The sequence below is a fragment of the Gemmatimonadota bacterium genome (genome assembly GCA_009841265.1).
Taxonomy (GTDB): Bacteria; JAAXHH01; JAAXHH01; order JAAXHH01; family JAAXHH01; genus JAAXHH01.
The window spans coordinates 489,902-508,747 of sequence record VXMB01000014.1 but is presented as its reverse complement, the minus strand read 5'-3'; the positions used below and the strand labels follow the sequence as shown (position 1 = coordinate 508,747).

Here is an 18,846-nt window from a genome sequence, read left to right as displayed (position 1 = left end):
AATCATGCCGGTAGCAGCGAAATTGTTCAACAGCGACGGGACGGAACAGGGCCAGATCGATCTCGAAGAATCGGTCTTCGGCATTTCCGCCAATGCGCACGCCATGTACGAAGCGGAAAAGATGTACCGTGCCAACCAGCGGCAGGGCACGGCCAGCGCGCAGACCCGTTCGGAAGTGTCCTACACCGGGAAGAAGATGTTCAGGCAGAAGGGCCTGGGCAGGGCGCGCATGGGCTCCAGGCGGTCCCCGGTTCGCATCGGGGGCGGCAGGGCCCACGGACCGAAGCCCCGCGACTACCGGTACGAGATACCGAAGAAAGTGCGTCGTCTCGCGCTCAAGTCCGTGCTTTCGACCCGCGCGCAGAGCGGTTCCGTGCTCGTGATCGAGTCGCTCGAATTCGATGCGCCGAAGACGCGCCAGATGGTTTCCGTGCTGTCCAACATGAACGTGCGCGACAGGAAGTGCCTGGTGCTCATGGACCGAAGCGACGACGCCGTGTACAAGTCCTGCCGCAACATCGTCGACGTGGACATCAACGTGGCCACCGACACCCACGTGCACGAGATACTGCGCAGCGACTGCCTCATCTTTACGCGCGAGGGGCTGAAGCAGGTGGAGGAGGCGTTGAAATCATGACGAAGGACCCACGGGCTATCGTGTCCCGCCCCCTGGTGACGGAGAAGAACCACGTGCTTCAGGAAGAGCAGAACAAGTACGTGTTCGAAGTGGCCAGGGACGTGAACAAACTGGAAATCAAGCGGGCCATCGAAGAGATCTTCGACGTGCAGGTCGAGTCGGTGCGCACCCTCCGCATGAAGGGCAAGATTAAGCGTCTCGGACGTTTCGAGGGACGCAGACCCGACTGGAAGAAGGCCATCGTAAAACTCGCCGACGGCGATATCATCGACCTGTACACGGGAACCTGATCGCGGGGTCCGCCCCGGTCATGCCCGGCCGAGCCGGGTCGTGACCGCGTGCGGCCCGAAGAGGAACACAAGTTATGGCAGTACGCACCTTCAGACCCAAGACCCCCGGCCAGCGGTTCAAGACCGTGTCCTCCTTCAAGGAGATCACGAAGGAAACGCCGGAGTCCTCCCTCGTCCGTCCCCTGAAGAAATCGGGCGGGCGGAACAACCTGGGACGCACGACGGCCCGCCACCGCGGCGGCGGCCACAAGCGGCGCTACCGCGTCATCGATTTCCGGCGCGACAAGACCGGCGTCCCGGCCAGGGTCCATGCCATCGAGTACGATCCGAACCGTTCGGCGCGGATCGCGCTGCTGCACTACGCGGACGGCGAGAAGCGCTACATCCTCGCGCCGCTCGGCCTGTCAGTGGGTCATACGGTCATGTCCGGAAGCCAGGCGGAGATCCGGAGCGGCAACCATATGCCACTGGACCACATCCCCCTGGGTACGATGCTGCACAACATCGAGCTTACGCCCGGTCGCGGCGGACAGCTCGTACGGTCCGCCGGCGGGGCCGCCCAGTTGATGTCGCGGGACGGCGGTTTTGCCCAGTTGCGCCTGCCCTCCGGGGAAATCCGGCGGGTACCCGAGGCCTGTTCCGCCACGATCGGGCAGGTGGGCAACACGGACCACGAGAACATATCGCTCGGCAAGGCCGGGCGCGCCCGGTGGCTGGGACGGCGCGGCTATTCCCGCGGCGTGGCGAAGAACCCCGTGGATCACCCCATGGGCGGTGGAGAAGGCAAGAGTTCAGGCGGCCGGCACCCCGTGTCTCCGTGGGGAAAGAAGACCAAGGGCCTGCGGACGCGCAAGAAGAACAAGAAATCGGATTCGCAGATCATCAAGCGGCGTAAATAGTCGAAGGAAGATCGCGGGAGGCGATGATGGGCCGTTCGGTCAAGAAGGGACCGTACATTGACGACAGCATCAAGAAGAAGATCGACGAACTGAACCGGACCGGCGAGAAGCGGGTGGTCCGCACCTGGGCCCGCGCCAGTACGATCACGCCGGACTTCGTCGGCCATACGCTGGCCATTCACAACGGCAACAAGTTTATTCCGGTCTACATCTCGGAGAACATGGTGGGCCACAAGCTCGGTGAATTCGCGCCGACGCGCACCTACCGGGGGCACAGCGGACGGGTCACGGAACGTTCCACGCAGTTGAAGTAGTAACCGGACGCTAGAGAACAGGGAGAACAGAAAAGATGGAAGCCCGTGCAACGGCGCGGCAGGTACGCGGCTCCGCACGCAAGATACGCCAGGTGGCGGACATGATCCGCGGCCGGTCCGTGCAGGAAGCCCTGAACATTCTTCAGTTCGTGCCCAAGGCATGCGCCCGGCCGCTCGAGAAGACCGTGCGTTCCGCGACGGCGAACGCCATGAACGTGGACGACGAACACACGCTGGATATCGAGGACCTGAAGATCAAGACCGTTTACGTCGACGGCGGTCCGGTCATGAAACGCATCCATTATGGACCCCGCGGCAGCGCGTCCACGATCCGGAAGCGCACCAGCCATATCACCGTGGTGGTCGCGGACTAGCCTGGACTAGCCCGGACAGGCGCGGACGGCCATTCACCCGGGAGTCCCGACGACAGGAGTTGACGAAGTGGGCCAGAAAACACATCCGATCGGTTTCCGTCTTGGCGTGATCAAGACCTGGCAGTCCAACTGGTATTCCGACCGAAACATGGCGGACCTGCTCCAGGAAGACCTCATGATCCGCCGCTACGTCAAGAGCCGCCTCACGCGGGCCGGCATCGCCAAGGTCGAAATCGAGCGTGCGCCGCAGAAGGCCACCATTACCATACACACCGCACGTCCCGGCATCGTGATCGGACGCAAGGGCGCCGAAGTGGACAAACTCAGGGATGAACTTCAGCATCTGACCGGAAAAGAGATCTACATCAACATACAGGAGATCCGCCGTCCGGAACTGGACGCCCAGTTGATCGGCGACAGCATCGCCCGGCAGATCGAACAGCGGATCAGTTTCCGCAGAGCCATGAAGAAATCCATCACCGCGGCCATGCGCATGGGCGCCGAGGGCATCAAGATCACCTGCGGCGGCCGGCTCGGCGGCGCGGAGATGTCCCGGTCCGAATCCTTCAACGACGGACGCGTACCGCTTCACACGCTCCGGGCGGACATCGACTACGCGCGGTCCACCGCCCATACCACCTACGGGTGCATCGGCATCAAGGTGTGGATCTGCAAGGGTGAGATCATCAAGGGTGAAGAAGGGGAAGCCGGGGCAGGACAGACGACGTTATAGGACGGGTCGCCGGGTGGGATTCGGCCCTTCGGGACCGGTTGCCCGCCGCGTACGCGACCAGACGGGAATATTCGAGGAGATATCGAGATGTTAATGCCGAAGCGACTGAAGTACCGCAAGAGACAGCGCGGCCGCATGACGGGCATCGCGACCCGCGGCGCCACGCTGGAATTCGGCGATTACGGTATTCAGGCGCTGGAACCGGGCTGGGTCACCAACCGGCAGATCGAAGCGGCCCGTATCGCCATGGTCCATCACATGCGGCGTGGCGGCAAGGTGTGGATCCGGATCTTTCCGGACAAGGTCCTCACCGAAAAGCCCGCCGAGACGCGCATGGGAAAGGGCAAGGGCAGCCCCACCGGAAACTGGGTGGCCGTGGTGAAGCCCGGACGCATTCTTTTCGAACTGCGGGGCGTGGCCTCCGATATGGCCCGGGAGTCCATCGCGCTGGCCCAGCAGAAGTTGTCGGTCAAGACACGCCTGGTGGTCCGCGAAGACCTCTAGCGGGCCTGTTCTCGAGGAAGGGAAGGCATGAAACTGTACGAACTTCGTCAACTGTCCGAGACAGAGCTCCGCGACCGGGTGGCCGAACTGAGGGAAGAGATCTTCAACCTGAATTTTCAGAAGGCGACGCGGCAGATGGCGGATGCGAAGCGCATTTCGTCGTCGCGCCGGGAAATCGCCCGGATTCTAACGCTACTGCACGAGGATGAACTCCAGATCCGATCCATCCAGGCGGCGGGCGATTAGAACCGGGAAGACGGACAGGGTGATCCGGGAGAAGACGCATGAAGGAGCGGGGACACAGGAAGAACCGCGTGGGACGCGTAACCAGCAACAAGATGGAAAAGACTATCACCATCGCCGTAGAACGGATGGTGAAGCATCCTTTCTACGGCAGGTACGTGCGGCGCACCACCAAGCTGACGGTCCATGACGAGGAACAGACTTGCCGGATCGGCGATATCGTCCGGGTCACGGAGACGCGTCCGCTGAGCAAGAACAAGCGCTGGCGGCTGACGGAAGTCATCCAGCGCGCGGAACAGGTCTAGTCGGAACAGGTCCAGTCGGAACAGGTCCAGTCGGAACAGGTCCAGTCTTCCGGAAGCAAGGTGCAGGATCAGGAAGACGACGAACGGGAAAGAAACAAGATGATTCAAGAGTATACCTGGTTGAACGTCGCGGACAACACGGGCGCCCGGCAGGTCCGCTGCATCAAGGTCCTGGGCGGCACCGGCCGGCGGTACGCCAGCGTGGGCGACCGGTTCGTGGGATCGGTGAAGGAAGCCGCTCCCGGTGGTTCGGTGAAGAAGGGCGAGGTGGTAAAGGCCGTGGTCGTGCGGGTCCGCAAGGAAGTGCGGCGCCGCGACGGGACCTATATCCGGTTCGATGAGAACGCGGCCGTACTGATCGACGACCAGGGCGAACCGAGGGGAACGCGCATATTCGGCCCCGTCGCCCGGGAACTGCGCGAGCGCGAATACACCCGCATCGTTTCGCTGGCCCCCGAGGTCCTCTAGGGCCCGGATGCCCGGCGAACGGTAGGCCGGCGAGCGGAAAGGCCGACGGGTAGGCCGGCGAACGGAAAGCCGGTGGGAAGGAGCTGATCGGATGCATGTCAAGAAGGGCGATACCGTCGTAGTGCTCACCGGCGATTCCCGCGGCGAGACCGGACGGGTGCTGAAGGTGTTGCCGGAAAAGAACAAGGTCATCGTGGAAGGGCTGAACTTCGTTACGCGCCACACGCGACCCACCCAGACCAATCCGCAGGGCGGCCGGCTCGAAAAAGAGGCCCCCTTGCACGCGTCCAACGTGAAAGTGATCGCCGAGGGATAACGGGAATACGAACATGGCAAGATTGAAAGAACAATACAACAGCGAGATCAGGCCCGCGCTTTTGCAGCACTTCGGCTACGGCAACACCATGCAGGTGCCGCGCATCGAGAAAGTGGTCCTGAACATGGGCGTGGGCGAGGGATCGCAGAACGCGAGCCTGCTGGACAGCGCCGTTTCGGAACTGACGGCGATTACCGGGCAGAAGGCCGTGGTGACCCGGGCCAGGAAGTCCATTTCGAATTTCAAGATACGGGAAGGCATGCCTGTCGGCTGTCGGGTGACCCTCCGGGGCGCCCGCATGTACGAGTTTCTCGATCGCCTGATCAACGTGGCGATCCCCCGTATCCGCGACTTCCGCGGCGTGTCGACGAGGTCGTTCGACGGTCGGGGAAACTATACCCTCGGGTTGACCGAGCAGACGATCTTTCCCGAAATCGACTACGACCAGGTCGACCTGTTCCGGGGCATGGACATCACGATCGTAACTTCGGCGGATACCGACGAGGAGAGTGCGGAGCTGCTCAGGCATCTCGGCATGCCCTTCAGGGATCAGCCGGTGTAGGGTCCGGCAGGCAGGGCGGACCGGACCAAACGGACCGCCGGTTTCGAGCCGGAAATCTGAAATACCGAGAGGGGGACGAGTGGCCAAGAAGTCGTTGATCGCAAAGGCGAATAGAAAGCCGAAATACAAGGTGCGCGCGTACAGCCGTTGCAGGCAGTGCGGACGCCCCCGCGCCTACATGCGCCGCTTCGGAATCTGTCGCATCTGTTTCCGGACGCTGGCCCTGCAGGGCGAGATTCCGGGTGTGACAAAGGCCAGCTGGTAGCAGCACGGGGCTGTTTCTCAGGGAGAACCGCAAGATGTCAATGACGGATCCGATCGCGGATATGCTGACCCGGATACGCAACGCGTGCCAGGCGAAGCACCAGCGGGTCGAAGTGCCGGCCTCGAAGGTAAAGGCGGAAATCGCCCGTATCCTGCTGAACCACAAGTTCATCAGCCACTATACCCAGGTGGAAGACGGGAAACAGGGCATCATCCGGATCTACCTCAGGTACGGACCGGTGGGCGAATCGATCATTTCCACGCTCAAGCGCATCAGCAAGCCCGGCCGGCGGGTGTACGTGAAGGCGGACGGCCTGCCCAGGGTCCTGAACGGCCTCGGCGTGGCTATTTTGAGCACGCCCAAAGGCATCGTCACGGACCGCGAAGCGCGCCAGCTGAATACGGGCGGCGAAGTGTTGTGCTACGTCTGGTAGCCAGGAACACCGGAAGGAGTCGGGGTGTCACGAATAGGTAAACTGCCGATAGCGATCCCGGACGGGGTCCAGGTATCGATAGACGACCGGACCGTCAAGGTGAAGGGTCCGAAGGGCGAGCTTTCCCACCGGATACCCACGCAGATCAGCGCCGTACTGGAAGACGGGCACCTGGTGGTGGCCCGTCAGAACGAATCCAGGCAGTCACGCGCGCTGCACGGGCTGAACCGTTCACTGATCGCCAACATGGTGGAAGGCGTCGTCAACGGGTACGACCGGACGCTCGAGATCGTCGGCGTGGGCTACCGGGCGGAGCTCAAGGGCAGCAACCTGACGCTCACCCTGGGGTATTCCCACCCCGTGATCTTCCAGGCGCCGCCGGACGTGGACCTCGAGGTGACCGATGGCAACCGGATTACGGTCCGGGGCATCGACAAGCAGCTCGTAGGCCAGGTGGCCGCGGTGATCCGGTCGTTCAAGAAGCCGGAACCCTACAAGGGCAAGGGCATTCGCTACGACAACGAACAGGTACGCAGGAAAGCCGGCAAGACCGGGGCGGCCTGACGGGAGGACGGGTAAAAGGACCATGTCCAGGAAAACGCTACAGAAAGCCAGGATGCGGAAGGTCCGCCATCGCCGGGTAAGGAAGTCCATCCGGGGTGATGCGGCCCGGCCGCGACTGAATGTATTCAGGAGTCTCAAGCACATCTACGCCCAGGTCATCGACGACACGGCGGGCGCCACGTTGCTGTCCCTTTCCACCAACACGCCCGAGATCAGGTCGCAGCTGGAATCGGGGATGGACCGGAAGGCACAGAGCAGGATCGTGGGCAAGGTGCTGGGAGAGAAGATGAAGGCGCAGGGCGTGTCCAGCGTGACCTTCGACCGCGGCGGATACCGGTATCACGGCCGGGTGAAGGAACTCGCGGAAGGCGTGCGCGAATGCGGGCTGGAGTTTTAGAAAGTCCGCGCCGCTAAAAGCCGGAACGGCCGGCGTTTTATTCTGATGAAGGGAGCCTAAATTGCCGAGAATCAATCCCGATGAGTTCGATCTGTCGTCGGAACGCCTGGTCGATATCAACCGGGTTGCCAAAGTCGTCAAGGGCGGCCGCACGTTCAGCTTCAACGCGCTGATCGCCGTGGGCGACGGAAACGGTCACGTGGGCCTGGGCATGGGCAAGGCCCTGGAACTGTCCGAGGCGATCCGCAAGGCCACGGAAACGGCCCGGAAGCACCTGCACAGGGTGCCGGTGGTCAAAGGCACGATCCCCCACGACGTCATCGGGAGGTTCAGCGCGGCGGAAGTGATCCTGAAACCGGCGTCCCCCGGTACGGGCGTTATCGCCGGGGATGCGGCCCGCGCGGTGCTCGAGTCGGCGGGCATACACAATATCCTCACGAAATCGATCGGTTCCTCCAACCCGTACAACGTGGCCAAGGCGACGCTGCAGGGACTGCTCGATCTGAAAGTGGCCTCCGAGATCGCCGACGCGCGCGACGTGGATATCGAGGAACTGAAAGGGTAGACTATGGCGACGCGACTGCGCATTACACAGCGGAAGAGCGCCATCGGCAGGCACCGGCGGCAGAAAAGGACCCTGGAAGCGCTGGGCATACGACGATTGCACCACAGTGCCGTGCATGACGACACGCCCCAGATACAGGGCATGATCGCACGCGTCGGCCACCTGGTGGAAGTGGAAACCATCACGGCGGACGACGAGTAGCCGGCGGGTTTCGTGAAGAAAGGAATACGGCTGTTATGAAAGTCGACAGTTTGAAACACGCCTCCGGCGCGGTGCGCAAGGTAAAGCGCCTCGGCCGCGGGCCGGGCTCCGGCACGGGCAAGACCGCCGGCAGGGGGCACAAGGGCCAGCGTTCCAGGTCGGGCAAGAAGATCCACCCGTCTTTCGAAGGTGGGCAGATGCGCCTCGTGCGGCGGCTGCCGAAACGCGGGTTCACCAATCTGTTCCGCAAGACCTACCAGATCGTCAACCTTCGCGATCTCGAGGGGTGGGACGAGGAGACGGTCGTGAATGCCGAATCGCTGGCGGAAAAGCGCCTGGTCCGGAAATCCACGGACCCGGTCAAGATCCTCGGCGAAGGCGAGGTCGACCGGCCCGTGAAGGTAAGCGTCCACAAGGTCAGTGAGACGGCGCGGCAGAAAATCGAGGCGGCGGGCGGATCGGTCGAGGTGATCTCCGGATGATCGAGGCTTTTCAGAACGTATTCCGGATCCCGGAACTGCGGCGGCGCATCATCTTCACCCTCAGTCTGCTCGCGGTGTACCGGATCGGCGGCCAGATCCCGACGCCGGGCATCGACCACGAGGTTTTGAGCGCCTTCTTCAGCCAGATGGGCGGGACCATATTCGGGCTGTACAACATGTTTGTGGGCGGCGCGTTCGAGCGCGCGACCATCTTCGCCCTCGGCGTGATGCCCTATATCAGTTCGTCCATTATCCTGCAGCTGCTGGGGTCCATGTGGCCGTACCTGCAGAAACTCCAGAAGGAGGGACAGGAAGGACAGAAGAAGATCAACCAGTACACGCGCTACGGCACCGTCGTGCTGTCGCTGGTACAGGCGCTCGGCATCAGCTACTGGCTCCAGGACATCCGCGACGAGGTGGGCCGCTCCGCCGTCATCGATCCCGGGGCGGGATTCATCTTCGTGACGGTCGTTACGATGACGACCGGCACCATATTCCTGATGTGGCTGGGCGAGCAGATCCAGGAACGGGGCATCGGGAACGGCATCTCGCTGATCATCTTCGTCGGAATCATCGCCCAGTTCCCCATCGCGGTCAAGAGCGAGATCGACGCGGTGATGAACGGGCTGCGCAGCGGTCTCGTCGAGATCTTCATCGTGGCCGTGTGGGTCCTGATCATCGCCTCGGTGGTGCTGATCACGCAGGGGCAGCGAAGGATCACAGTACAGTACCCGCGGCGCGTGGTCGGCCGCAAGGTGTACGGCGGGCAGAGCACGCACCTGCCGCTGCGCGTCAACGCCGCCGGCGTGATGCCGATCATCTTCGCCCAGTCGATCATGTTCGTGCCGGGCACGTTTTCGAGCTTCTTCCCGAACATGGCCGTGTTCCAGACCATGGTGGAGTGGTTTCAGCCCGGCGCCTTCATCTACAACGCGATGTACGGCCTGTTGATCGTATTCTTCACGTACTTCTATACATCGATCATTTTCAACCCCGTGGACGTGGCGGACAACATGAAGCGCGTCGGCGGATTCATCCCGGGGATCCGGCCCGGAAAAAGAACGGCGGACTATCTCGATCACATTCTGACACGCATTACGTTGCCCGGCTCGGTGTTTCTGGCGATCATCGCCATCGTGCCGTTTCTCATCATCCGAAGCATGAACGTCTCGCTGAGCGCGTCTTCGTTCTTCGGCGGCACCGCGTTGCTGATCGTGGTGGGCGTCGCCCTGGACACGCTCCAGCAAATCGAGTCGCATCTCGTGTCCCGCCACTACGAGGGATTCATGAAACGGGGCCGCGTACGCGGCCGGGCGGGCTAGGCTTCGGAACCTTTGTGCCAGGCGTCTTGCGGTCGGCCTGGTCGGCCTGGTCGGCTTGATCGGCCTGGCGTCCGGGCGCCAGATGAGCAGGTTATGCGACTGATACTACTCGGAGTGCCGGGGGCGGGAAAAGGCGAGCAGGCAACGAGGCTGTCGGGGAAATTCAGCATTCCGCACGTTTCAACAGGCGAACTGTTGCGGCGGGAGATGGAGGAAGGGACCGAGGTCGGGCGCAGGATATCGGAATTCGTGAACAAGGGCGAACTGGTTTCCGATGCCGTGACGCAGGCCATATTGGAAAACCGATTGCGCGAGGCCGATTGCGCGGCAGGATTCATCCTGGACGGCTTCCCCAGAAACCTGAACCAGGCCGATTTCCTGCAAGCGGCGCTGGAGCGCATGAGCGCCCCCGTAGACGTGGTGCTCAACATCGAGGTGCCCGACGGTACGGTGATCGACCGCCTGGCCATGAGGAACCGGTTGGACGATGCGCCGGAGACCATACGTCACCGGCTGAAAGTCTACCGAAAGGTTACGGCGCCGCTCGTCGATTACTACGACAGGGCGGGCATTCTGAAACGGATCGACGGCGATGGTACGCCGGAGGAAGTAACGCAACGCATACTGACGTGCCTGGCCCGCAAGGCGTAAGCCGGGCTGGAAACCGACCATGGCCGCCTTAAGCAGCAAGGCGCGGCCGAACGGTGAGAGGTTGAAACCCATGCCGAAAGAACCCCCTGTACAGGTGGAAGGTACGGTGGTGGAGCCTTTGCCCAATGCGTCGTTTCGCGTCGAACTGGAAAACGGCCACAGGGTACTGGCCCATATATCCGGCAAAGTACGCATGAACTTCATAAAGATCCTGCCGGGTGACAAGGTCATGGTGGAACTGTCGCCTTACGATCTGACACGCGGCCGGATTACCTATCGTTACAAGTAAGCCCGGGCAAGGCTGCATCCGGGGCACGGTAACGACAGGGAACCCGGCGCAAGCGGAAACGAACCGTAACACGAGGACCGGAAGATGAAAGTACGCGCATCGGTAAAGAAAATCTGTGAACACTGCAAGGTCATCCGCCGCAGGGGCGTCGTGCGAGTGCTCTGTCGCAACCCGCGCCACAAGCAGCGGCAGGGATAGCAACGACTGAGTTGCCAAGGAGGGCAAGGTGGCACGTATCGCCGGAATCGATCTGCCCCGCGACAAGCGCGTGGAGATCGGCATCACCTACATTTTCGGAATCGGACTGACAACCGCCCGCAAGGTGCTCGACGCGACCGGCATCGATCCGGAAACCCGCGTCCGGGACCTGACCGACCGGGAGATCACGAAGCTCCGTCAGAGCATCGAAAACGATTACCAGGTCGAGGGCGCGCTGCGCGGCGACATCACGTTCAACATCAGGCGACTGATGGACATCGGTTGCTACCGTGGCCTGCGCCACCGTCGCGGGCTGCCCGTGCGGGGACAGCGGACCCGGACGAATTCCCGAATACGCAAGGGACCGCGGCGCACCATTGGTGCGAAGCGCAAGAAGACTTAGCGAGTAACTTTAAACCGTGGAGGTAGAAGGTTGGCTAATGCAAGACGAAGCCGCGCCCGGAGACGAGACCGGCATGTGGACTCCATAGGCGTGGCCCATATCAAGGCGACGTTCAACAATACGATCGTTACCCTCGCCGATTTGCAGGGACACACGATCAGCTGGTCGAGCGGCGGCAAGGGCGGTACGTTCCGCAACTCCCGGAAGAGTACGCCGTTTGCCGCGCAGATCGCCGCGGAAGCCGCGGCCAAGGAAGCCATCGAACTGGGATTGAAGCGCGTCGAGGTCTGGGTGAAGGGACCCGGCGCCGGCCGCGAATCGGCTATTCGGGCCCTGCAGGCCGCGGGCCTCGAGATTTCCGCCATCAAGGACGTAACACCTATTCCCCACAACGGATGCCGGCCTCCGAAAAGACGTCGCGTCTGATCGTGAATCAACGGGCGGACGCCGGGGCCTGAAGTGGCCCGACTGGCGCAGGCCGCCCGGCTCGAGCGTAATAGGAGAAAACATGTCTCGTTATACGGACGCCAACTGTCGTATCTGCCGACGGGAAGGCGTGAAGTTGTTCCTGAAAGGCGATCGGTGCTTTTCTGAGAAATGCGCGGTGGACCGCCGCGCTTTCCCGCCGGGCCAGCATGGTTCCGTCGGGCGCAGGAAACCCACGGAATACGGGATTCGCCTGCGTGAAAAGCAGAAGACGCGCAAGACGTACGGAATCGGCGAAGGACAGTTCCGTTCGTACTTCGCGAAGGCGGCCCGGACCAAGGGCAATACGGGCGAACGCCTCCTGCAGCTGCTCGAAACCCGGCTGGACAACATCGTGTACCGCCTCGGTTTCGCGCCGTCGCGCAAAGCGGCCCGCCAGCTGGTCCGCCATCGCCATATCGTGGTGAACGACCGCATCGTCAATATCCCCTCGTACATCGTCCGTACGGGTGAAACCATACAGGTCAAGGAGAAGAGCCGCCAGCTCGACTGCATTCACGCTTCCTTAAGCGCCGCGAACCAGCGGCCGGCGGTAAACTGGCTGGACCTGGACAAGACCACGCTGGCCGGACGGTTGCTGGAAGCCCCCGTTCGGGAGAACATACCGACACCTGTACAGGAACAGTTGATCATCGAGTTGTATTCGAAGTAGGACCGTCACACTGCCATCCATGTGTTCACTCGAAGCGCGCGACGAGGGGCAACATACGCTATGAAATTAAAGAATTTCCAGATGCCGAGAGGCGTCTTAGTCGAAGACGATACAGCAACCGATGGCTACACCAAGTTCGTGATCGAGCCGCTGGAGCGGGGATTCGGGACGACGATCGGTAATTCCATCCGGAGGGTCCTGCTTTCCTCCCTGCCCGGAGCGGCCGTGGTCGGCGTCCGGATCGACGGCGTCGCCCACGAGTTCTCCACGATGCCTGCCGTGGTGGAAGACGTGGCAGAGATCATCCTGAACCTCAAGGAACTGCGGCTCATCCTGCACAGCGACGAGCCCAAGACGCTGATGCTCGAAGCGGAAGGCAAGGGCGACGTTACCGCCGAAGACATACAGACGGACGCCGACGTGGAGATTCTCAATCCGGATCTTCATGTCGCGTCCCTGGACGAGGGCGGACAGTTGCGCATGGAGATCCATGTCGACAGCGGGCGGGGCTACGTGATCGCCGAGCAGAACAAGATACCGGACCAGCCCATCGGCGTGATCCCCATGGACGCCATGTTCTCCCCGGTAACGCGCGTGAATTTCCAGGTGGAGAACACGCGGATCGGCCAGCGCACGGACTACGACCGGCTCGTGCTGGAAATCTGGACCGACGCCAGCGTGGGTCCCCAGGACGCCCTGTCCACCGCATCCCAGATCCTTCGGAACCACCTCCAGCTGTTCATCTCCATAGACGACCAGTTCATCTCCGAGCCCGAAGAGGAAGTGGACGAGAAGGCCGAAGAGATCAAGAAGCTGCTGCAGATGAACGTAGAGGAGCTGGAACTTTCCGTCCGCTCCAGCAACTGCCTGCGCGCGGCGGACATCAAGACGCTGGCGGACCTGGTGCAGAAGAGCGAGACCGAGATGCTGAAATATCGGAACTTCGGCCGCAAGTCGCTGACCGAGCTGAGCCAGATCCTCCAGGAGATGGAACTTGGATTCGGCATGGATATCGAAGAATACGTCGAAGTCGAAGCGGAAAACACGTAATCGAATGACCTGCCCGCAGGTCATTCCGGCTGTCTGGACAGGAGCATAAGGAATGCGACATCGAAAGCAGGGGCGCGGTCTCAGCCGCTCTCCCAGCCACCGCAAGGCGATGCTGAGCAATCTGGCCACATCGGTGCTGGACACGGAACGCGTGCAGACCACCACGGCGAAGGCCAAGGAAGTGCGCCGCCTCGTGGAAAGGCTCATCACCTTCGGCAAACGCAGAGACCTGCACGCCCGGCGGCAGGTGCTCCGGGTCATCCGCAACGAATCCGTGGTCGCGAAGCTGTTCGGTCCGCTGGCCGACCGCTACGCCGACCGGCCCGGTGGATACACGCGCATCGTACGTATCGGGCACCGGCAGGGCGACGCCGCCGACATGTCGATACTCGAGTTGATCGACCGGGAAGGACCGGCCGAGGACCAGGCCGACGAGAAGGCGGAAGAAAAGAAGGAAGACACGACGGAAGAGACGACGGAGGAAGAAGAGACCGGCTGAAGAGCCCGCGGCGAAAAACTTCCGAAATCTTCATAGAACAGGAATAGGCGGCAACCCGGTGCGGTTGCCGCCTTTTTCGTTGTGGGACGCGACGCACACCCGCGCCGCGCCAACGCCCGCGCGGCGTCGATTAATGGTCGTCGTCCTGTTCCTCGGGCATGAGCACGAACTCGGGATAAGCCTCGATACCGAGCTCCGCCACGTCCTGCCCGAGCCGTTCGACCTGGCTCGTCACCCGAACGGTCATGACCACGTCGATCAGCTTCCATAGCACCCAGGAGACCAGGAAGACAAAGGCGCCGATCGCGAGGATGCCGATCAGTTGGACACCGACGTTGCCTCCGCTCACGATGCACACCGCCAGCGTACCCCAGATGCCCGCGAAGAGGTGGGCCGGCACGGCGCCGACCACGTCGTCGATCTTCACCGATTCCAGCAGTTTCATGCCGACCGTGCAGACGACGCCGCCGATCGCCCCGATGATGATGGCCCAGTAATGCTGGACCATGTCGGGACCCGCGGTGATCGAGACCAGGCCCGCGATGGCGCCGTTCAGACAGGCGAAGAGATCGGTGCGGCCGAAGACGGGCCGCGCGCAGAAGAGCGCCATGAGCGCGCCGGCCGCGGCGGCCAGGTTGGTATTCACCAGCACGTGGCTCATGGCCACGGCGTCCAGGGGGCTGCCCAGGGCCAGCTGCGAACCGCCGTTGAACCCGAACCAGCCCAGCCAGAGGATGAAGACGCCCAGGGTCACCACCAGCACGTTGGAAGGCGGTGTGGGCTTGACCGAACCGTCCTTTCGGTACTTGCCGAGCCTGGGTCCGACGACGATCAGGCCGGCCAAGGCCGCCCAGCCGCCCGTGCTGTGGACGATGGTGGAGCCTGCGAAGTCCTTGAATCCCAGCTGGCTGAGCCATCCCTCGCCCCAGGTCCATGCGCCGACGATAGGGTAGATGACCCCGGTGAGGACGAGGACGAAGATAAAGAACGACCAAATCTTGACTCTTTCCGCCAGCGCGCCCGAGACGATGGACGCGGCCGTGGCTACGAAGACCATCTGGAAGAACCAGTCCGACATGGTGGAATAGCCCAGCGAGATCACTTCGGCGGCGGCGCTCTCCGTTCCGTTGACCAGGGCGATCTCGTCCGTCGTCGGACCGTAGCCGATCGAGAAGGATCCGATGTAGCTCCCCACGTCGACGTACATGAGATTGTAGCCGATGAGGTAGTAGGCGATCCCGGCGATGGAATAGAGGCCGATGTTCTTCAGGCAGATCATGGAGGCGTTCTTGGTCCGAACGGAACCCGATTCCAGCATGGTGAATCCCGCGCACATCCACATCACCAGGGCGCCCCATAGCATGAAAGAAATGGTGTTGAACACGAACTGGTCCGGCGCCTCGACGGCAATGCTTTCGTGCTCGGCCAGGGCGTACGCGGTCCCGGCGCCGCAGACCACGGCGGCCAGCACGGCCAGCAGTTTCAGCGCCGGCATACCGCGAGGCCTGCGTGTAACGAGGAATTCGTAGAATGCACTCATGGTGTGATCTCCCGGCTGACACCGATGATGGCGGGTGAAGAGATGATGAACGGCGATGTGGAATGGTCCTGTCGAATGTCGAGATATTCTACAAGGATCAAACTGTTTCGTCAAGATAGATAAAACGCAATCATCTGAGACCGTAGTACGCCTCCATGCCTGCCAGGAACTCGGTCTGCCCCCCGTAACTGGGATGGCGCACCTTCACGACCTCCGCCGGTCCCGCGAGCCTCCGCGCCGCCTTTTCCGCGTCGTTACCGATGGTGATGATAGCGGCCGGATTCAGAAGCCGAACCAGTTGCTCGAGCAGGTGTTGACCTGACCGGCGTTCCACGGCGACATGCGAGCGATTGCTGAAGGGATGGTCCGGCTGGTGGGGATGGAAGGGAAAGACGTTCCAGAGGAAGACCGTCGCCCTGACGCGGGACAATACGTTCCACACGGAATTGGCGGAGCGTTCCCTGACCACGGCGCCCCGCGTCGGACGCCGCAACGTCAGCCCCCACCTGAGGGCGTGTTCGTCCAGGTGCTCGTCGTCGGTGAAAGCCAGGCCGGTTCTCCGGCCGCCGCGGTAGCTGTAGTCGCGGCCGATCCACAGGGCGTCCACGGACCGGCCGGCCGCGGCTTCAAGCACGGACAAGAGGTTCTCGGACCGCCATTCGGGGGCGTCCGCCCGGTCGTGAACCGGGCAGCGATCCGTATATGGGTTGAATACATGATCGAATTCGAGTTGCTGGAGGTATTTGACGAACGAGGAGGGGGTCATGTCGGTAGGGGACCGATGTCTGTTATTGCATTTTGCCCGTAAATTGGAATAAGAGCTGCGGGAAAACGGAAATCGCTATGGCTGCCGTACCTTGTGCGACCCATTCTATCCGTGGAACCAGCAGAACCTCCGCCCTCAGTTCACCCGGCGGCGGCGGTTCTTCACGTAGTCCACGAGGATGTATTCACCCAGGCTGTCGAGGGAGGAGTAGTAGGCCCGGCCGTGGTTCATCTCCGTGAGTTTCTCGACGAAACCGACCAGGTAGGGATCCTGGGTGACCATGAAGGTGCTGATGGTGATCTTCTCACGGCGGCAGGTCATGGCCTCGTCGAGGGTCCGGTTCACGATCCGGGGGTCCAGGCCGAAGGAATTCAGGTAGAGGCGGCCGTTCCGGTCGTAGATGGCCGAGGGCTTGCCGTCGGTGATCATGAAGATCTGCTTGTTGACGTTTCGGGTCCGCCGCAGGATGTTCCGGGCCATGAGCAGGCCGGCCTTGGTGTTCGTGTGGTAGGGGCCGACCGAAACGAAGGGCAGGTCCTCGATCTTCACCTGCTTCGCGTCGTCACCGAACAGGACCAGGTGGAGTTCGTCCTTCGGATACTTGCGGATGATGAGTTCCGCCAGGGCCATGGCCACGCGCTTGGCCGGGGATATGCGGTCTTCGCCGTACAGGATCATGCTGTGGCTGATGTCCAGGAGCATGACCGTGGCGCAGGACGTGGTGTGCTCGACCTCGTAGACTTCGAAGTCGTCCTCGTGCAGGTCCAGGTCGAATCCGGACCGGCGGATCGCGTTGCCGATGGTGGAGGTGAAATCGACGTTCGACGCCTGGTCGCCGTACCGGTAGGGCCGCGTCTCGCTCAGCCGCTCCACGCCCTCCCCTTCGAAGGGCGTCTCGTGGCCGCCGCTCAGCCCCTTCTTCAGGCTACTGTAGACGAACCGGAGCGAGTCCTCCCGGATGCGCCGCCCGCCCTTTTCGGTGAGGGAGAACGCGTTTGCTTCCTGCTTCACGTAGCCCCGTTTCTCCAGCTCCTTGACGAAAGCCTCGTAGGACATCTCATCATCGAAGATGCCCTGCCGCTCGTCGATATAGCGCATCCACTTCAGGGCTTCTTCCACGTCGCCGCTCGTGTGGATGAGGATCTGGCTCAGCAGGCCCAGGAGCTGTTCGAGCCGGTCCTCGGCGTCGTCGACCCGCGGTATCCACTTGGTGTACTGTATGCCGATCACTCGAGGTTGCCGTCCTTCCAACGGTCCGCCGCCCGGCCATCGCGCACGATCCGCGCGCCTTCTATGACGACTTCGTTCACAGCCTTTTAGCCGCGCCTATCTGATCTTCAGGGTCGACAGGCCGATAATCGCCAGGATGCCCGCGATGATCCAGAACCGAATCACGACCTTGGTCTCGGCCAGGCCCCGGTACTGGAAGGCGTGGTGGAGCGGCGCCATGTAGAAGATGCGCCGGCCGAGCCACTTGATCCCGATCTTCTCCTGGACCAGGACCGAGAAGGCCATGGCCACGAAGATGCCGCCGGTGATGACGAAGAGGAACTCCTGCTTGAGCAGTACGGCGAGCGTACCGACGATACCGCCCAGTGGCAGTGCGCCCACGTCGCCCATGAAGACCTGGGCGGGATAGGCGTTGTACCAGAGAAACCCCATGCAGGCGCCGAAGACCCCTGCGCAGATCACCGTCAGTTCGCCGCTGCCCGGCAGGAAGGTGAACTGCAGGTAGCCCGAGTAGATGGCGTTTCCGATGACGTAGGCGAACACGCCGTACACGACCACCGTGAACGAGACCGGCACGATGGACAGTCCGTCCAGGCCGTCGGCGAAATTCACCGCGTTGGCGATGGCCACGATGACGAAGGCGATGAAGGGCAGGTACCACCAGCCCAGGTCGAGGACGGGGTCCTTGACGAAGGGGAGATAGAGTTCGGAGGCGATTTCGGCCGACACGGGCGACAGGCCGGGCAGCAGGAAGACCAGGCCGAATCCGAAACCGAAGACCGCCTGGAAGAAGAGCTTGGTGGCCTGAGACAGGCCGCGGTCGCTGTCCCGGTGCCTGATCTTCCGGTAGTCGTCGATGAATCCGAACAGGGAGAACCAGATCAGGGCGCAGAGGAAAACCAGGGTGAAGCGGTTGAAAAGGTCGCTCCAGAGCAGCACGCTGGCGAAGATGGCGGCGACGATCAGCAGGCCGCCCATGAGCGGCGTGCCGGCCTTCGAGGCGGAGGATATCGCACCGTGCGCCCGGGGATTGTCCCGCACGTGGTTCACGTACAACAGGCGGATGATGCGCTGGCCGAAGAGCAGCGTGACGCCGAACCCCGTCAGCGCCGCGCAGATCGCGCGGAAGCTCAGATACTGGAAGAGGCGCAGAAACGAGAGCGCATCGACGGTGTCGAAGAGATAGGTGACGAGGTGATAGATCATGG

32 protein-coding genes are annotated in these 18,846 nt (G+C 62.2%); 28 read left to right on the top strand and 4 right to left on the bottom strand.

What is annotated here, in order from left to right:
* Positions 1 to 4 precede the first annotated feature (4 nt).
* The 28 genes from rplD (at position 5) to F4X08_14680 (ending at position 14,102) form a co-directional block, all read left to right on the top strand.
* Positions 5 to 637: a 50S ribosomal protein L4 gene (gene rplD, locus F4X08_14815; GenBank protein MYD27072.1), complete on the top strand. Its 633-nt coding sequence runs from the start codon at positions 5 to 7 to the stop codon at positions 635 to 637.
* On the top strand, positions 634 to 927 hold the full coding sequence (locus tag F4X08_14810) for a 50S ribosomal protein L23 (GenBank protein ID MYD27071.1): 294 nt from the start codon (positions 634 to 636) through the stop codon (positions 925 to 927). Before rplD ends, F4X08_14810 begins: the two co-directional genes overlap by 4 nt.
* A 74-nt stretch (positions 928 to 1,001) precedes the next feature.
* Positions 1,002 to 1,826, top strand: coding sequence for a 50S ribosomal protein L2 (gene rplB, locus F4X08_14805; protein MYD27070.1), 825 nt, complete (start codon positions 1,002 to 1,004; stop codon positions 1,824 to 1,826).
* Positions 1,827 to 1,852: 26 nt separating this feature from the next.
* Positions 1,853 to 2,140 (top strand): 30S ribosomal protein S19, encoded by a 288-nt coding sequence (gene rpsS / locus F4X08_14800; protein MYD27069.1) that lies wholly within the window; start codon positions 1,853 to 1,855, stop codon positions 2,138 to 2,140.
* A 35-nt stretch (positions 2,141 to 2,175) separates the two neighbouring features.
* Positions 2,176 to 2,514: a 50S ribosomal protein L22 gene (locus tag F4X08_14795; protein ID MYD27068.1), complete on the top strand. Its 339-nt coding sequence runs from the start codon at positions 2,176 to 2,178 to the stop codon at positions 2,512 to 2,514.
* Positions 2,515 to 2,581: 67 nt separating this feature from the next.
* The gene (rpsC, locus tag F4X08_14790; protein MYD27067.1) at positions 2,582 to 3,247 is read left to right on the top strand and encodes a 30S ribosomal protein S3; all 666 of its coding nucleotides are present in this window, start codon (positions 2,582 to 2,584) and stop codon (positions 3,245 to 3,247) included.
* An 87-nt stretch (positions 3,248 to 3,334) separates the two neighbouring features.
* Positions 3,335 to 3,751, top strand: coding sequence for a 50S ribosomal protein L16 (gene rplP / locus F4X08_14785; GenBank protein MYD27066.1), 417 nt, complete (start codon positions 3,335 to 3,337; stop codon positions 3,749 to 3,751).
* Positions 3,752 to 3,778: 27 nt separating this feature from the next.
* Positions 3,779 to 3,997: a 50S ribosomal protein L29 gene (locus F4X08_14780; GenBank protein ID MYD27065.1), complete on the top strand. Its 219-nt coding sequence runs from the start codon at positions 3,779 to 3,781 to the stop codon at positions 3,995 to 3,997.
* Positions 3,998 to 4,035: 38 nt separating this feature from the next.
* Positions 4,036 to 4,299 (top strand): 30S ribosomal protein S17, encoded by a 264-nt coding sequence (gene rpsQ / locus F4X08_14775; GenBank protein MYD27064.1) that lies wholly within the window; start codon positions 4,036 to 4,038, stop codon positions 4,297 to 4,299.
* A 99-nt stretch (positions 4,300 to 4,398) separates the two neighbouring features.
* Entirely contained in the window at positions 4,399 to 4,767 is a 369-nt protein-coding gene (gene rplN / locus F4X08_14770) for a 50S ribosomal protein L14 (protein ID MYD27063.1), read from the top strand.
* 91 nt (positions 4,768 to 4,858) lie between these two features.
* Complete coding sequence (locus F4X08_14765) at positions 4,859 to 5,083, top strand: 50S ribosomal protein L24 (GenBank protein MYD27062.1); 225 nt, start codon at positions 4,859 to 4,861, stop codon at positions 5,081 to 5,083.
* Between the two features lie 13 nt (positions 5,084 to 5,096).
* On the top strand, positions 5,097 to 5,645 hold the full coding sequence (gene rplE / locus F4X08_14760; GenBank protein ID MYD27061.1) for a 50S ribosomal protein L5: 549 nt from the start codon (positions 5,097 to 5,099) through the stop codon (positions 5,643 to 5,645).
* 79 nt (positions 5,646 to 5,724) lie between these two features.
* The gene (locus tag F4X08_14755; GenBank protein ID MYD27060.1) at positions 5,725 to 5,910 is read left to right on the top strand and encodes a type Z 30S ribosomal protein S14; all 186 of its coding nucleotides are present in this window, start codon (positions 5,725 to 5,727) and stop codon (positions 5,908 to 5,910) included.
* A 34-nt stretch (positions 5,911 to 5,944) separates the two neighbouring features.
* Positions 5,945 to 6,343, top strand: a complete 399-nt coding sequence (gene rpsH, locus F4X08_14750; protein ID MYD27059.1) for a 30S ribosomal protein S8 — start codon at positions 5,945 to 5,947, stop codon at positions 6,341 to 6,343.
* Positions 6,344 to 6,367: 24 nt separating this feature from the next.
* A complete protein-coding gene (locus F4X08_14745; protein MYD27058.1) occupies positions 6,368 to 6,907 on the top strand; it encodes a 50S ribosomal protein L6 in 540 nt (179 codons plus the stop codon).
* A gap of 22 nt (positions 6,908 to 6,929) precedes the next feature.
* Positions 6,930 to 7,304: a 50S ribosomal protein L18 gene (locus F4X08_14740; GenBank protein MYD27057.1), complete on the top strand. Its 375-nt coding sequence runs from the start codon at positions 6,930 to 6,932 to the stop codon at positions 7,302 to 7,304.
* A gap of 61 nt (positions 7,305 to 7,365) precedes the next feature.
* The gene (locus F4X08_14735) at positions 7,366 to 7,869 is read left to right on the top strand and encodes a 30S ribosomal protein S5 (protein ID MYD27056.1); all 504 of its coding nucleotides are present in this window, start codon (positions 7,366 to 7,368) and stop codon (positions 7,867 to 7,869) included.
* Between the two features lie 3 nt (positions 7,870 to 7,872).
* Positions 7,873 to 8,070 (top strand): 50S ribosomal protein L30, encoded by a 198-nt coding sequence (gene rpmD / locus F4X08_14730; protein ID MYD27055.1) that lies wholly within the window; start codon positions 7,873 to 7,875, stop codon positions 8,068 to 8,070.
* A 35-nt stretch (positions 8,071 to 8,105) separates the two neighbouring features.
* Positions 8,106 to 8,552 (top strand): 50S ribosomal protein L15, encoded by a 447-nt coding sequence (locus F4X08_14725; protein ID MYD27054.1) that lies wholly within the window; start codon positions 8,106 to 8,108, stop codon positions 8,550 to 8,552.
* Positions 8,549 to 9,874 (top strand): preprotein translocase subunit SecY, encoded by a 1,326-nt coding sequence (gene secY, locus F4X08_14720; GenBank protein MYD27053.1) that lies wholly within the window; start codon positions 8,549 to 8,551, stop codon positions 9,872 to 9,874. The genes F4X08_14725 and secY overlap by 4 nt, the downstream gene beginning before the upstream one ends.
* Before the next feature lie 93 nt (positions 9,875 to 9,967).
* Entirely contained in the window at positions 9,968 to 10,525 is a 558-nt protein-coding gene (locus F4X08_14715; GenBank protein ID MYD27052.1) for an adenylate kinase, read from the top strand.
* Positions 10,526 to 10,595: 70 nt separating this feature from the next.
* A complete protein-coding gene (gene infA, locus F4X08_14710) occupies positions 10,596 to 10,814 on the top strand; it encodes a translation initiation factor IF-1 (protein ID MYD27051.1) in 219 nt (72 codons plus the stop codon).
* Positions 10,815 to 10,898: 84 nt separating this feature from the next.
* A complete protein-coding gene (gene rpmJ / locus F4X08_14705) occupies positions 10,899 to 11,012 on the top strand; it encodes a 50S ribosomal protein L36 (protein MYD27050.1) in 114 nt (37 codons plus the stop codon).
* Positions 11,013 to 11,040: 28 nt separating this feature from the next.
* Positions 11,041 to 11,415, top strand: a complete 375-nt coding sequence (gene rpsM, locus F4X08_14700) for a 30S ribosomal protein S13 (GenBank protein MYD27049.1) — start codon at positions 11,041 to 11,043, stop codon at positions 11,413 to 11,415.
* A 30-nt stretch (positions 11,416 to 11,445) separates the two neighbouring features.
* Positions 11,446 to 11,841 (top strand): 30S ribosomal protein S11, encoded by a 396-nt coding sequence (gene rpsK / locus F4X08_14695; protein MYD27048.1) that lies wholly within the window; start codon positions 11,446 to 11,448, stop codon positions 11,839 to 11,841.
* An 82-nt stretch (positions 11,842 to 11,923) separates the two neighbouring features.
* The gene (gene rpsD / locus F4X08_14690) at positions 11,924 to 12,553 is read left to right on the top strand and encodes a 30S ribosomal protein S4 (protein ID MYD27047.1); all 630 of its coding nucleotides are present in this window, start codon (positions 11,924 to 11,926) and stop codon (positions 12,551 to 12,553) included.
* A gap of 60 nt (positions 12,554 to 12,613) precedes the next feature.
* Complete coding sequence (locus F4X08_14685) at positions 12,614 to 13,603, top strand: DNA-directed RNA polymerase subunit alpha (GenBank protein ID MYD27046.1); 990 nt, start codon at positions 12,614 to 12,616, stop codon at positions 13,601 to 13,603.
* Positions 13,604 to 13,655: 52 nt separating this feature from the next.
* Complete coding sequence (locus F4X08_14680) at positions 13,656 to 14,102, top strand: 50S ribosomal protein L17 (protein MYD27045.1); 447 nt, start codon at positions 13,656 to 13,658, stop codon at positions 14,100 to 14,102.
* A gap of 130 nt (positions 14,103 to 14,232) precedes the next feature.
* On the opposite strand, the gene F4X08_14675 is transcribed toward F4X08_14680, so the two are convergent.
* The 4 genes from F4X08_14675 to mraY all read right to left on the bottom strand — a co-directional run bounded on the left by F4X08_14675 (position 14,233) and on the right by mraY (position 18,844).
* Positions 14,233 to 15,597: an ammonium transporter gene (locus tag F4X08_14675; protein MYD27044.1), complete on the bottom strand. Its 1,365-nt coding sequence runs from the start codon at positions 15,595 to 15,597 to the stop codon at positions 14,233 to 14,235.
* Positions 15,598 to 15,772: 175 nt separating this feature from the next.
* Positions 15,773 to 16,408, bottom strand: coding sequence for a uracil-DNA glycosylase (locus tag F4X08_14670; protein MYD27043.1), 636 nt, complete (start codon positions 16,406 to 16,408; stop codon positions 15,773 to 15,775).
* Positions 16,409 to 16,543: 135 nt separating this feature from the next.
* Positions 16,544 to 17,635, bottom strand: a complete 1,092-nt coding sequence (locus tag F4X08_14665; protein MYD27042.1) for a hypothetical protein — start codon at positions 17,633 to 17,635, stop codon at positions 16,544 to 16,546.
* Between the two features lie 99 nt (positions 17,636 to 17,734).
* A complete protein-coding gene (gene mraY, locus F4X08_14660; GenBank protein ID MYD27041.1) occupies positions 17,735 to 18,844 on the bottom strand; it encodes a phospho-N-acetylmuramoyl-pentapeptide-transferase in 1,110 nt (369 codons plus the stop codon).
* Positions 18,845 to 18,846 lie beyond the last annotated feature (2 nt).